Origin of the sequence: Methanobacterium alkalithermotolerans, from assembly GCF_018141185.1 — an archaeon.
In the GTDB taxonomy this organism is placed as follows: Archaea; Methanobacteriota; Methanobacteria; order Methanobacteriales; family Methanobacteriaceae; genus Methanobacterium_F; species Methanobacterium_F alkalithermotolerans.
Window position 1 is genome coordinate 808,144 of sequence record NZ_CP058560.1, and the last position, 12,530, is coordinate 820,673.

Annotated in this window: 15 protein-coding genes; 2 read left to right on the forward strand and 13 right to left on the reverse strand. The window is 38.3% G+C overall.

Annotated elements, in window-relative coordinates; all coding sequences use genetic code 11:
* Positions 1-84 precede the first annotated feature (84 nt).
* Positions 85-489, reverse strand: a complete 405-nt coding sequence (locus tag HYG87_RS03855; protein WP_211533910.1) for a DUF61 family protein — start codon at positions 487-489, stop codon at positions 85-87.
* A 75-nt stretch (positions 490-564) separates the two neighbouring features.
* Between HYG87_RS03855 and HYG87_RS03860 the strand changes: the two genes are divergently transcribed.
* Complete coding sequence (locus tag HYG87_RS03860; RefSeq protein ID WP_211533911.1) at positions 565-903, forward strand: hypothetical protein; 339 nt, start codon at positions 565-567, stop codon at positions 901-903.
* Between the two features lie 16 nt (positions 904-919).
* Complete coding sequence (locus HYG87_RS03865) at positions 920-1,372, forward strand: hypothetical protein (protein ID WP_211533912.1); 453 nt, start codon at positions 920-922, stop codon at positions 1,370-1,372.
* 103 nt (positions 1,373-1,475) lie between these two features.
* On the opposite strand, the gene HYG87_RS03870 is transcribed toward HYG87_RS03865, so the two are convergent.
* The 12 genes from HYG87_RS03870 to HYG87_RS03925 form a co-directional block, all read right to left on the reverse strand.
* Entirely contained in the window at positions 1,476-1,859 is a 384-nt protein-coding gene (locus tag HYG87_RS03870; RefSeq protein ID WP_211533913.1) for a DUF22 domain-containing protein, read from the reverse strand.
* Positions 1,859-2,500 carry a V-type ATP synthase subunit D gene (locus HYG87_RS03875; protein WP_211533914.1) on the reverse strand — a complete coding sequence of 214 codons (642 nt, stop codon included), beginning with the start codon at positions 2,498-2,500 and terminating at the stop codon, positions 1,859-1,861. Before HYG87_RS03875 ends, HYG87_RS03870 begins: the two co-directional genes overlap by 1 nt.
* A gap of 30 nt (positions 2,501-2,530) precedes the next feature.
* The gene (locus HYG87_RS03880; RefSeq protein WP_211533915.1) at positions 2,531-3,928 is read right to left on the reverse strand and encodes an ATP synthase subunit B; all 1,398 of its coding nucleotides are present in this window, start codon (positions 3,926-3,928) and stop codon (positions 2,531-2,533) included.
* Between the two features lie 2 nt (positions 3,929-3,930).
* On the reverse strand, positions 3,931-5,682 hold the full coding sequence (locus HYG87_RS03885; protein ID WP_211533916.1) for an ATP synthase subunit A: 1,752 nt from the start codon (positions 5,680-5,682) through the stop codon (positions 3,931-3,933).
* Positions 5,679-5,999: a V-type ATP synthase subunit F gene (locus HYG87_RS03890; RefSeq protein ID WP_211533917.1), complete on the reverse strand. Its 321-nt coding sequence runs from the start codon at positions 5,997-5,999 to the stop codon at positions 5,679-5,681. Before HYG87_RS03890 ends, HYG87_RS03885 begins: the two co-directional genes overlap by 4 nt.
* Complete coding sequence (locus tag HYG87_RS03895; protein WP_211533918.1) at positions 5,996-7,153, reverse strand: V-type ATP synthase subunit C; 1,158 nt, start codon at positions 7,151-7,153, stop codon at positions 5,996-5,998. The genes HYG87_RS03890 and HYG87_RS03895 overlap by 4 nt, the downstream gene beginning before the upstream one ends.
* A gap of 15 nt (positions 7,154-7,168) precedes the next feature.
* Positions 7,169-7,792 (reverse strand): V-type proton ATPase subunit E, encoded by a 624-nt coding sequence (locus HYG87_RS03900; protein WP_211533919.1) that lies wholly within the window; start codon positions 7,790-7,792, stop codon positions 7,169-7,171.
* A gap of 4 nt (positions 7,793-7,796) precedes the next feature.
* A complete protein-coding gene (locus tag HYG87_RS03905; RefSeq protein ID WP_211533920.1) occupies positions 7,797-8,285 on the reverse strand; it encodes a V-type ATP synthase subunit K in 489 nt (162 codons plus the stop codon).
* A gap of 15 nt (positions 8,286-8,300) precedes the next feature.
* Positions 8,301-10,286 (reverse strand): V-type ATP synthase subunit I, encoded by a 1,986-nt coding sequence (locus HYG87_RS03910; protein WP_211534204.1) that lies wholly within the window; start codon positions 10,284-10,286, stop codon positions 8,301-8,303.
* Between the two features lie 10 nt (positions 10,287-10,296).
* The gene (ahaH, locus tag HYG87_RS03915) at positions 10,297-10,611 is read right to left on the reverse strand and encodes an ATP synthase archaeal subunit H (protein ID WP_211533921.1); all 315 of its coding nucleotides are present in this window, start codon (positions 10,609-10,611) and stop codon (positions 10,297-10,299) included.
* A 65-nt stretch (positions 10,612-10,676) separates the two neighbouring features.
* Positions 10,677-11,534: a citryl-CoA lyase gene (locus tag HYG87_RS03920; protein ID WP_211533922.1), complete on the reverse strand. Its 858-nt coding sequence runs from the start codon at positions 11,532-11,534 to the stop codon at positions 10,677-10,679.
* A 99-nt stretch (positions 11,535-11,633) separates the two neighbouring features.
* The gene (locus HYG87_RS03925) at positions 11,634-12,476 is read right to left on the reverse strand and encodes a fumarate hydratase (RefSeq protein WP_211533923.1); all 843 of its coding nucleotides are present in this window, start codon (positions 12,474-12,476) and stop codon (positions 11,634-11,636) included.
* Between the last annotated feature and the right edge of the window lie 54 nt (positions 12,477-12,530).

The following is a 12,530-nucleotide window of genomic DNA, read 5'->3' on the forward strand; positions in this document are numbered from 1 at the left end:
TTGTATCAATTTAAATAATTATTCTAAAATTTATTTATAAATTATTAATAATGCAGCATCCTATTTAAAATAAATCATGAATATTTATTTTAATAAAAAAATGTACTGGGTAGTGGAGGGAAGTATTTTCCTTAAATTTTTTAAATCCGCCCTATATATAAACAAAGGATCACTGCATTCTTCAATCTTTAAAATTTTACATACAATCTCTGTTTCTAATTTACCAGAGATTTTTGCACCAGAATTCACTGACTGTATTTCCATATATATCGGTAATTTTAGTTTTTTTATATCCGAATCATCTAAGATTTTTTTTAGTAAATTTATTTCATCCTTTTTAAAACGGTGCCGGGTTCCATCGGATCCCACAACATGGGGCCTGTCTTCTTCCAATAATAATTGGAGTGTTTTTCTCCTTTTAGGGAGGTGTCGATTTAAAATTAAAATCTGTTTTTTTAATAATCGATGGGATCTATCATCCTCATTCATGTTTACATTTTAGAACTCTCTATATTAACTATTTTTATATGCCAGTAAGTACTTATAATAGAAGTGGTGGTCCTTGTGGAAATAGACCTGGAACAGTGCCGGGAAAATGATAAAATTAAAGAAATTATTAGTAAAAGCCAGCTCCCCATAAAATATATTAAATTGCTTTTAAGGCTTTCTGATGGAATATATCTTAATGCCATTAATTATAACGTGGCAATTAATAACAAAACTATAATAATTACTTTAATATCATCAAAACCAGATAATGAAAATGGTTTTTTTAATACTACTTCTTTAACCAATATATTTTATAAGTTAAGGGAAATGGAAAGGGAAAACCATGAAATTCAAACCAGCTGCCAAATTGATAAAGACCTCATAAATTTAGTTATAGAAATAAAAAACTCATAAAACTTAAGGGATTTAGATGGATATAGACGATTATAAAAATATTATTGCCGAAGTGGTAGATTTTGAAATAGAGATGTCCACCCTGGTACAATCCCGAAAAACCCTTTTAGAATTAAAGGAAAAGCGAGAAATATTGCTGGAAATGAAAAAGGATGTTGCAGAAGATATTCGATCTATAGAATTAGAATATTTGAAGCGTAGATGTAACATCCGTTCTCAGTTTGAGGATGAAGAAACATCCCGTATAACAAAATTTTTTAGCAGGAGTTCATCTCCAAGCCAAATGCGAGCCCGGGCTATGCGTCATCTGGAATCTGAAAGAAATACCAAACTGGAAGCTTATGAAGAAATTAAATTCACCACGGAGGATCTTATAGAACAAATCGAAGACGTAATGGTAGAAGTTTATACTTCCATGAAAAATATACTGGGAAATGTAGAAATAGAAATGGAAAGGAGTCCCACCTAAATAACTATTTTTAAATTAATATTTTAATGAGATTTTATATTTTTGTAGTTAAGGTTAATAATCCTCGTATTTTAATAAAAATTTAAAAAAAAAAATAAGGAACTCAGTGTGTGAGTTCCACTGGTAAAAGAATCAAAACACCCAGTAAATCTTCCTTTTGTATAGATCCATCCATTGCAGCTACAAAAGTAGCATGGTCCATGTTTCGATCCATACTTAAAGGTAGGGGAGTTTCCTCACCTGCAGCAATGGTGTGCCCCAGTTGGTTGGCGGCATAAGCACACATGAACGCAATATGGCTACCTGGTAAGGAGATTTTTTTGATTTTAATGGGTTTAACTTCTCCTGCTTTTATTTCCATATCTTCATCGGCAATTATGGCCCTCAGATTACCGGAGATTGTACCAATCTTAAAATCTACCAGCTCATCACGATATTGTTCCATGTCTTTTTTAACTTCACCCAGTCTGGTTAGAATTCTGACCATTACTCCATCTCCATGGATTTTTTAATTACTTTTAATCGAACGAAGTTTTCCCTTTCCATCTCTTCCAGTCTCATTTCAATGTATTTGACTGTATTTTCCAGACGGGGAATGATTATGTGTTCCAGGGCATTTACCCTTCGTTTGGTAGATTCAATTTCACCAGCTAAAAGTACAATTGTCTTCTCAATCTCACCCAGTTCGATGATAAGTGCCAGAGACTCTTCAAACTTTTTAGCAGCCTCATCCAGTTTTACAGATGTGTCAACAAAACTGTATCCCCTTTCAACTACTGTCCTTGAAGAAGATGTGGAATCCAGTACCGGTACCACCACTCCCATGATACTACGGGAGTCGATATCCAATTCAATAGACTCTTTAACTGACATGGCAGCTTTATTTACTGCTAAGTCACCCATTAATATTTGAGCGGTAGTAAGGTCTTCAAAAGCTTCCTTCAATTTTTCTTCTACATTTTCTCGGGATCCTTTTACCCTTTCCAGTATATTGAAAAACTCCATAATAAGAGCGTTACGCTTTTCTTTTAAAAGACTGTAACCTTTAATTGCGAGTTTTTCCCTATCTTTAAGCTTTAAAAGCTCCATCCTGGTAGGGTTAATCCCTTCAATCATTTCCTGTGCCATTTTATCCCTCTAAAAAGAAAATAGGAAATGTTATTCTTTTTCATAGTTAGGCAGGTATTTTGGTATATGTTCTTCCCGAACCCGTTTAAGTTCAGAAACAGGTAATAAACTCAGAAGTTCCCAACCTAAATCAAGAGTTTCCTGTATAGACCTATCTTCATCTCTACTTTGAGTAATGAATTGTTTTTCGAACTCTTCAGCAAATTTTAAGAATTTTTGATCCCTTTCAGTAAGTGCTTCTTCACCTACCACTGCCATCAGGTCTCTTAAATCACGGCCTTCTGCATAGGCAGAGTAAAGCTGATCAGAAACACCGCTGTGATCTTCTCTGGTTCTTTCATCACCAATACCCCCACTCATAAGCCGAGATAGGGAAGGTAGAACATCTACTGGAGGATAGATACCTTTACGGTGCAGATCCCTGCTTAATACTATCTGTCCTTCGGTAATATAACCAGTCAGGTCCGGAATAGGGTGAGTTATATCGTCTTGAGGCATTACCAGAATAGGCATCTGAGTAATGGAACCATCTTTACCATCTAAACGTCCTGCTCTTTCATATATACTGGATAAATCAGTGTACATGTAACCAGGATAACCTCTTCTTCCGGGTACTTCTTCTCGTGCTGCAGAAATTTCCCGTAAAGCTTCACAATAATTAGTTAAATCGGTTAATATAACCAGTACGTGCATATTATGCTCAAAAGCAAGATATTCTGCTGTGGTTAATGCCATACGTGGAGTAATAATCCTTTCGATGGCAGGGTCATCTGCCAGGTTCATGAATACTGTTACTCTTTCCAGTGCACCGGTTTGTTCAAAGTCCCGCATGAAGTAGTTAGCTTCTTCGTGAGTAATACCCATAGCAGCAAATATTACTGAAAATTCAGTTTCCTGGGCCAGTACCTTTGCTTGTCGGGCAATTTGAGCTGCCAGTTCATTGTGAGGCAATCCTGATCCAGAAAAGATAGGTAATTTCTGTCCTCTTACCAGAGTATTCATACCATCAATGGTTGAAATACCAGTTTCAATGAATTCTGCAGGGAATTCCCTGGCAGAAGGATTCATAGGACTACCATTTATATCCAGTTCCTTCTCAGGGATAATTTCTGGTCCACCATCAATAGGCTTTCCAGTACCATTGAATATACGGCCCATCATATCCAGGGAAACACCAATCTTAGCTGTTTCACCTGTGAATCTAACCTTGGTGGTGGCGGTATTCAAATCACTTGTCCCTTCGAAAACCTGAATTACTGCCAGATCCTCTTTAACTTCCAGAACCTGCCCCCTTCTATTTTCACCAGAAGGAGTTACAATCTCCACTATCTCACTGTAAGCAACACCTTCTACACCTTCCACTATCATTAGAGGACCAGCTACTTCAGTAACAGTGGTGTATTCTCGGGTTTTAATATTAACATTCATTTTTATACCTCACTGCATTGTTTTACAATTTTTTCCTGGATTTCTTTAACTTTGGCCTCGAATTCGGCTTCAGGAACAAATTTCATCCTACCAATATCTTCCTTAACCTGTAGATTGATGATGTCTTCTGAAGCAGCTCCTCTTTCAAGAGCAGCAATAGCTTTCTCCTGGAACATTATAATGGTCTGAAGCATTTTGTATTGTTTACCTGGAGAACAGTAAGTATCCACTTCGTGGAATGCGTTCTGTTGTAAGAAATCTTCCCTAATCATTCGGGTGGTTTCTAGAGTTATCCTTTCCTTATCAGGAAGTGCATCAGGTCCTACAAGTTGGACAATTTCTTGAAGCTCTGATTCTTTTTGTAATAGAATCATGGCCAAGTCCCTATTGGATCTCCATTCTGCATCAACATTAGCCCACCATCCCTGTACACTGTCTACATAAAGCGAGTAGCTCTGTAGCCAATCAATTGAAGGGAAGTGACGTTTATCAGCAAGAGAGGCATCCAGTGCCCAGAATACTTTGCATATACGCAAAGTGTTTTGAGTTACCGGTTCGGATAAATCCCCTCCCGGAGGTGAAACCGCCCCAACAACAGATACTGATGAAACTTTTTCTTCAGTACCCACAGTAGTCACTCGGCCAGCCCTTTCATAAAACTGAGCTAATCTGGAAGCTAAATATGCAGGGTAACCTTCTTCACCAGGCATTTCTTCCAAACGTCCGGATATTTCCCTCATAGCTTCCGCCCATCGGGAGGTTGAATCTGCCATTAAAGCCACGTCATATCCCTGATCCCTGAAGTACTCTGCGATAGTTATACCGGTGTATACACATGCTTCCCGAGCTGCTACTGGCATGTTAGAAGTATTTGCAATAAGTACCGTACGATCCATTAAAGGTTTACCTGTTTTAGGGTCTTCCAGTTCAGGAAACTCCTTGAGTACCTCTGTCATCTCGTTACCCCTTTCACCACAACCAACATAAACCACAATATCTGCATCGGCCCACTTAGCCAGTTGCTGTTGGGTAACTGTTTTACCTGATCCAAAAGGCCCAGGAATAGCTGCAGTACCACCTTTAGCAACAGGGAAAAAGGTGTCCTGTGCTCTTTGTCCAGTTATTAGTGGTATGTCTGGATCAAGTTTCTTTTTGTAAGGTCGGCCTTTTCTTACCGGCCATTTCTGCATCATTTGAACTTTTTCAACACCTTTTTCGGTTTCCACTTCAGCGATGTCTTGGGTAACCGTATATTCCCCTGGGGAAGCTATGGTTTTTAAAGTTCCAGAGATAGTAGGGGGTACCATGATTTTTTGTAAAACCGCAGAAGTTTCCTGAACTTCTCCGATAACGTCTCCACCCTGAACTTTATCTCCTGCACTGGCCAGGGGTTTAAAGGTCCATTTTTTATCCTTAGGCAATGATGGAACATCCACCCCTCTTTTAATGTAATCCCCGGCCACGATTTTAATTTTTTCTAAAGGCCTCTGGATTCCATCAAAAATAGATCCAATAATACCTGGTCCCAGTTCTACTGAAAGAGGACCCCCGGTACTTTCTACAATTTCTCCGGGTTTAAGACCGGCAGTTTCTTCGTAAACCTGAATGGTAGCGGTGTCGCCTTCCAGCTCAATTATTTCACCAATAAGTCGGTCTCCACCTACTTTAACCATCTCATACATCTGGGTTCCCTTCATCCCATCAGCGACGATAACAGGACCCGCTATTTTAATAATTTTTCCTTCTGTAATCATTTTACCATCTCAACCCCAATAACTCTTTTAATCAATTCCCTCATGGGATCTGTGGCCCTATCTGATGGGCCGGATTTATCTGGAATCTCAATTATCATAGGTAGTGCACTTGATTTGGTGAATTTTTCAATAACCTCTCTTAGTTCTTCACCTATTTTTTCGGTGATTATGATTATGGCTGTTTTTTCCTTAATCAGAGTGGTTAGAGTTTCTTCAGCCTCTTGTGTTGATTCAACAACGTAACCTTCTTTAATGCCTCCTAATTTGAAGCCAGTTACGGTATCAGCATCTGCTACTACTGCAATTGATGATTTCATATTAACATCTCCTTAATCACAGAGACAGGAAATCCAGATTCTCTTTTGCCCCGGACAATGACTTTTAAATTCTTAATTTCTACTTCCTTTCGGCTTAAGAAACCTATCATAGGACCTATTCCAAATGGTTTTTTTAATGATAGGGTTTTTGCAGTTTTTTGAATATATCCAGATAATGCTGCTTCAAAGGGAGCTATAGAACCTGTTTTATTATATTCGGCTAATGCATCAACCATAATAGTAGAATAATCCGTTCCTTCCAAGGCACTAATAACACCAGAGACATCTTCTGATTCCATAAGGTCCTTTAATTTCCAATCTCTAATTTGATATCCTTTAGAAATCATGTAAGGACTTATATCATCATATTTCAGTCCGTCGGCTTTGGCTCTGAGAATTATTTTTAGATTTGAAGCATCTACCTGGGTACCAATATATGGATGTAATAAGGTTGTGTTTGCATCAGATGGATCGGATACTGCTTTTAATAGATTTTCTAAATAATATTTATCCAGAGCAGCTTCCAGGGGTAGAACCATCCCTTTTTCTTCGTAATCTGTTAGGGCGTCTTCCAGTATCTGAGAGTATTCTGTACCCTCTAGACCTATAATTACCTCAGTTACAGATTTAACTTCCACCAGCTTTTCCACTACATCACTTATTTCACCAAAGGGAATTAATAGTTCCGCGGTCTTTTCAGGGTCAAGTCCTGCTTCTTTAGCAGTAATCAATGTTTTGATGTTACTTATATCCCATTTTTTAAGTAGAACGCGGAATACGTCTTTAATACCCCCCGGAGCTATCCTGGCAATAAGATCATGTGTTTCTGCCATTTGAATATCCAGCGCTTTTTCCAGTGGATATTTATCCACATATTTGGAGTACTCTGGAAAACCACGCAGGTAGTTTTTTACCTCTTCCAGATTTTCTGATTCGAGAATCTCTGAAAACTGTTTTTGGGTTATTAAACGTCCGATTCTTGCTCTAACTCTGGCATTAGGGTATGCGTAAGGGAACATTTCAAATACTGGCTTTATGGTAACTATAACTACAATAGCCCCTATAATGAACCCTGCTAATAATAAAAGACCTATAAAAGATTCAATAGAGGAGAAACCCATTGAGGTTACAATTGCACTAATGCTATCTGCCATAATTTATCTCCCCTATTATTCGAATAGTACCTTAGCAACTTCATAACGTAATGTTTTCTTGAAACGTTGCATTCTGGCCTCGATAGTATTATTTACCTCTATTTCACCATTTTTAGTTTTTAAAATGGCTCCTCCGATGGTATTTATATTATCACCAAGTTCCAGAGTGGTTTTCGTGCCTGTTTCTTTTTCAACTACAGCTTCAATATCGTTAAGGGAATCTTTAACTTTATCAACATCATCTACTTTAATTAGAACCTGTAATTCTCCTCCCCCACATTCCATAGAAGCTTCTGTAATAATCTCGATTAGAGATTGCTTGTATTCTGATGAAGATGTGGAAGCCAGAATCCTTAATTTTTCAAAGGCTTTCTGGAATGATTCCTCAATTACTTCTTCTCTAGCCTCCAGATCTGCTCTTCGAGCATTCATTTTAGCTTCAGAGATAATTTGCTGATATTTCATTCGAGATTGTTTCTGGGCATCATCCAGAATTTTTTCTTTCTCCAACTGGGCTTCTTTTTCTCCAGCCTCAGTTATTGAATTACTTTCTAATTGTGCCTCTTGAATGATTTCATCAGCTTTGCTCTGAGCTTCTTGAATTATGCTGGAGACAATTTTATCTGCCCCGGCGGTCATTTTATTAAGCTCCTAATATTCCACCAAATACCATCAACAGTATAGCAATCAGGAAACCATAAATAGCCTGAGTCTCAGGCAATGCAGTAAACAAGATACCCTGAGAGAACATGTCCGGATCTTCAACAACTGCTCCAACAGATGATGCAGCAGCCATACCCTGACCCATACCTGAACCTAAACCCGCAAAACCTATAGCAGCACCGGCACCTACAGCTACCAGACCTACTTCTACAGGTAAAGCAGTTTCTCCACCCAGTATTCCTCCAAATACCATTAACAGTATAGCAATCAGGAAACCATAAATAGCCTGAGTCTCAGGCAATGCAGTAAACAAGATACCCTGTGCAAACATATCTGGATCTTCAGCAACTGCACCTACACTTCCTGCTGCAGCCATACCCTGACCTAAACCTGAACCTAAACCCGCAAAACCTACGGCAATACCTGCGCCGATTGCTGCTAAAGCTGTACCTAATGCAATATCAACCATTTTTTTTCCTCCAAATTAATTCCTAACTTTTGTAAACTTTCTTTTAGCCTGGAAAGCTCTGAATTTAGAACTTCCACCAATGTAAAATTGTGCAAAGAATTCAACATAATGTAAACGAAGAGCATTAATAAATGCCCCTAAGGTCTGGAATGCCCCATTAGCAATATGTCCCAGAACGAATATTATGGGAGCTAAAATAAATCCAATATAAGGTACCATTTCACCAATTAAGCCTGTTAATATGTTAACAGTCATGGCAATACCTCCAGTAGCCAGTGCCAATGCAAGTAACCTGGCATAGGATAGTATGGTTCCTAAAAATCCGGAAATATCCATTAAACCGAACATTCCATTTAAGTAAATTAGCATAACAAAAGCCACGGCTACTATCGCTCCACCAATGTAGATGGAACCAAAGCCAGCCAAGTAACTGGCACCTAAAAGACCTACACCTAAAAGCATTAATAGCCACACAATCTGGCTTCCCACTGCTTGTTTGGTTTCTCCTCTTTTAAAGTTATTGTATGCCCCTAAAACCAGGCCCACAATGGTGTAGATAACACCGACAGTTAAAGCCATTATTAAGATGTTTTGAGGATACTTAAAAGCATCGACAGCCTCTATAACGGTGGGTAGTTCCCATACCAAGAAACGAGGGAAAAAGTCCCCTAGAAGCGAATTGGTAACCAGTCCCAGTACCGTGGCCCATATACCACAAGCAACCAGCACCAGACCCATATTTTTCATGGTCTGATTAACTTTGCCCATTCCCCGGTACAGAACCAGCCCCGCCAGCACAATTACTACTCCATAACCAGCATCTGTTAAACAGAAACCAAAGAAAAAGGGAAATACTAATGCTACCAGTATGGTTGGGTCAATTTCCCGGTAACTGGGAGAAGAATACATCTCTACAAATAATTCATATGGTTTTGCAAACCGCGGATTATCCAGATGAACCGGTACATCGTCCCCTTCAGGGTTTTCAACATCAACCACAGAATGGCCTTGGGTAGATTGTTCAATAGTCTCCAGGGCCTTATTCTCTTTTTTAACTGGAACCCAAGCTTCCAGCATCACAGTTTTTTTGGTTTCCCCGAAAGCGGAGAATATTTCATTTCTTTCTTTTTCAATTTCCAGTTGTTCTTTTAAGACCAGAAGATCATCTTCCCACTTTGAGGCAATATCTTTTAGGTCATTTAAAACAGAATTTCTCTCTTCTTTTAAGGCCTCCAGCCTATTATTTGACAGTTCAATTATTTCATTAGGCCTACCTGAGAGGAGAGAAATCTCATATCTTTCAAATTCAAGCCGCCTTAATACCCCGGCAATCTCTTCAGATAATTCTTTGAGAGATATGATCAAGATATTTAAGTCGGTTTTTGATTCTCCTGAGTCAGTATAGACCAGTATTTCGTCTTTCGATTGAGCGTATTCATCATGGAACTTTTGGTAGGCTTCTGTGGAAATTTTACCAGTTATCACTGATAAATATCTGGAATTTTTTAAATCATCAAAATTAATATCGAAGTTTATAAGTTTTTCAGCCGTTTGCAGCGCTGCTACTTTTTCATTTTTTTCAGCATCTATCATGGCTAATTTTTCTTCTATATTTCTGGTTTTACTTTCCACATTGCTGAGCATTGACTCAGCTTTATCCAAGAGAGCTTCGGCATCAATATCTTCAACTTCTCTTTTATCAAAGACTTCCGGACTGATGAAACCTTTCACCATATCTAAAATCCCGGCATCTTCCGAAGACACAGTTCCCAGAAAATCAACAATTCCAGTAGTCTTCATTAAAAGAGAGGATATTTTACCAGTATAGCCAGTAACCTTGGATGGTTTTAAAATTTGTGCCCACTCAGCGTCCTGTTGAATTCGCTCAGATATATCATGGATCTGCACAATTCCTTCCTCGTGCAAAGAGCGCACGACAGAATCAGAGTACTGATCCAGAGTTATTATTTTGAGTTTATGCATTCTCGCTGGTAAGAACATGGCACTCACACTACAGTACACTTTTTACAATAATATCTGAGGCCTCATCAACCTTGCTTAAGGAATTATTTTTGGTTACCCCAACTTCCTTTTTTGCCTGGTTAACAATATTCAAGGCCTCTTTTTTGGCTGTGGTTTCTGCATCAAAAATAAGTTTTTCAGCTTCTTCTTGAGCTTCCTTTTTAGCAGTTTCCATCATTTCCATGGATTTTGCCTTGGCCTCATCAATCATTTGAGCTGAATTAGTTTTAGAATCATTAATTAACTTATCAGCATCGTTTTCAGCTTTTTTAATCGTTGTAATAGCTTCCGATATCGTTATCATTTAATCACCATGGTTATGCAAAATCTATTTTGAGATATATTTATCTTTTACTATTTAGTTTTCTATTAATCCACCAATCTAGGAATACTATTTAAGGTTGCCATATTAATTTCATCAGCTGACCTGTTTTCTGCCCCATCATAATATATCTCTTCAATATCGAAAAATTTCCGGAAATCTGGTTCCCGGACCTTTTCTTCGTATACATGAGATATAAGGCCGGGTAATCTACCTATCATGAAAATTCCAGTGCCAGTTCTCCAGTTAAAGCCCATATCGGATAAAATACCTGAATTTGCCCCATCAATATTCATTTTGATGCCTTTTTTTTCCACCATAACCTCCTGTACTGCCATTGCCAGCCGGGTGTGATCTCCAATACAATCATATTCCTGTGCCAGCTGGATAAGGCGGGTAGCCCGGGGATCTTCAGAATGATATCGATGGCCAAAGCCCGGCACTTTATTTCCTTTTTCAATGTAATTATTCACAAATTCCTCTGCCATTACTCTTATATCAGTTTCTGGTTTTGAATTTTGAATAAATTCCTGGAAAGCCCTCATTGACTTCTCAATTGCTCCTGCATGATTTTTTCCAAAAGCTAAAAGACCTCCAGCAATACAAGCATGTACTTTCGATCCAGCAGATGCCATTAGACGGGCAGCCTGAGTACTGGGAGGAGTAACTCCATGATCACAAAATGAAACCAGTACGGCACTTAACATCTCTGATTCCTTTTTTTCAGGTATCTCACCTTTTATTAGTAAATAAACCATTTCTGAAAAAGAAATATTGCCAATGAGGCTCTCTTGAGAATAGCCCCGGGTAACGATATTATTAGGTTCAACTTTGGTGATGGATGTCCTCCATTTAGGGTTATTAATTTTGAATACATTCTCTAGTGATTCTCTTCCAATTGCCATTACTACGCACCTCTTATTAATAGGTGGTGAATTTATAAATCCAGATAAAAATTGAAATAAATATAATCTATTTATTGATAAAGCAACTTCCATCCTTATTTAAAACTCTATAATTGCTCTTCTAGGCTCCATACAACAGCAAGGCCTCATAGAAACAATTCTAACTCCGCTAGCCCTTTGAGGGCCAACCTTAACAAAGGAGCCCAACGCAGTTGCTGAGCCACCCAGGCCCAGAGGACCTACTTTAGTCCGGTTTATAGAATCAGTTATATAATTTTCTACAGGAGACTGTTGAGTTAAATCCCCATAAGCCATTGCCTTTAGCATTAAACTTGTAGCTTCAAAATGAGTTCTACCAATGCCTACTGCAGGGATACATGGAGTGCACCCTAACATTGAAACCTCTTTTTTCATCCATGTAACAACTTGCCCAAATACAATACTATTATCTCTCTTGTGGAAAACCCTATAAGTACTTGACCGTATTTCTGGCCCGCCCCCTAACATCAATATATGGATTTTAATCTTATTTCCTCGTATTGAATCAACTAAAAAGGCAGGAGGAGTTAGTTTTCCAGGATCTTCAAAAAGTCCCTTACTCTGTTCAATTCGCTGAATATCATCTCCTTTAACTGCCATGGGCCGTGCAGGCAGGTTTTGAAGACCTTTTTCTATTCCTTTACTTATATCTTCAAAAAAATTAACCGGTAAGGTGGTTTCATTTCCAATTTCCACTATTACATGAGGAATTCCCGTATCATCACACAAGGGAAGGTCCTTTTTTTCTGCAATTCTAGCATTTTCGAGCAAAATTTCTAGGGCCCAGATGGCATTTCCATTAGATTCTGCTTTAAGGGCATTTTGGTAGGCATTTATCTGATCCTGGCGAAATGTGGTGCTTGCTTTTATGACTGCTTTTTGAACCTGATTTATAAGAGTCATGATACCTCCTTTAATATTTATAAAAATTTCATAATAACCAAAATTTAAGGGAAT

Bases quoted from the DNA above. Each gene is read 5' to 3' on its own strand.
- HYG87_RS03855 (WP_211533910.1), bottom strand. From the start codon at position 489: ATGAATGAGGATGATAGATCCCATCGATTATTAAAAAAACAGATTTTA.
- HYG87_RS03865 (WP_211533912.1), top strand. From the start codon at position 920: ATGGATATAGACGATTATAAAAATATTATTGCCGAAGTGGTAGATTTT.
- HYG87_RS03870 (WP_211533913.1), bottom strand. From the start codon at position 1,859: ATGGTCAGAATTCTAACCAGACTGGGTGAAGTTAAAAAAGACATGGAA.
- HYG87_RS03875 (WP_211533914.1), bottom strand. From the start codon at position 2,500: ATGGCACAGGAAATGATTGAAGGGATTAACCCTACCAGGATGGAGCTT.
- HYG87_RS03880 (WP_211533915.1), bottom strand. From the start codon at position 3,928: ATGAATGTTAATATTAAAACCCGAGAATACACCACTGTTACTGAAGTA.
- HYG87_RS03885 (WP_211533916.1), bottom strand. From the start codon at position 5,682: ATGATTACAGAAGGAAAAATTATTAAAATAGCGGGTCCTGTTATCGTC.
- HYG87_RS03890 (WP_211533917.1), bottom strand. From the start codon at position 5,999: ATGAAATCATCAATTGCAGTAGTAGCAGATGCTGATACCGTAACTGGC.
- HYG87_RS03895 (WP_211533918.1), bottom strand. From the start codon at position 7,153: ATGGCAGATAGCATTAGTGCAATTGTAACCTCAATGGGTTTCTCCTCT.
- HYG87_RS03900 (WP_211533919.1), bottom strand. From the start codon at position 7,792: ATGACCGCCGGGGCAGATAAAATTGTCTCCAGCATAATTCAAGAAGCT.
- HYG87_RS03905 (WP_211533920.1), bottom strand. From the start codon at position 8,285: ATGGTTGATATTGCATTAGGTACAGCTTTAGCAGCAATCGGCGCAGGT.
- HYG87_RS03910 (WP_211534204.1), bottom strand. From the start codon at position 10,286: ATGTTCTTACCAGCGAGAATGCATAAACTCAAAATAATAACTCTGGAT.
- ahaH (WP_211533921.1), bottom strand. From the start codon at position 10,611: ATGATAACGATATCGGAAGCTATTACAACGATTAAAAAAGCTGAAAAC.
- HYG87_RS03920 (WP_211533922.1), bottom strand. From the start codon at position 11,534: ATGGCAATTGGAAGAGAATCACTAGAGAATGTATTCAAAATTAATAAC.
- HYG87_RS03925 (WP_211533923.1), bottom strand. From the start codon at position 12,476: ATGACTCTTATAAATCAGGTTCAAAAAGCAGTCATAAAAGCAAGCACC.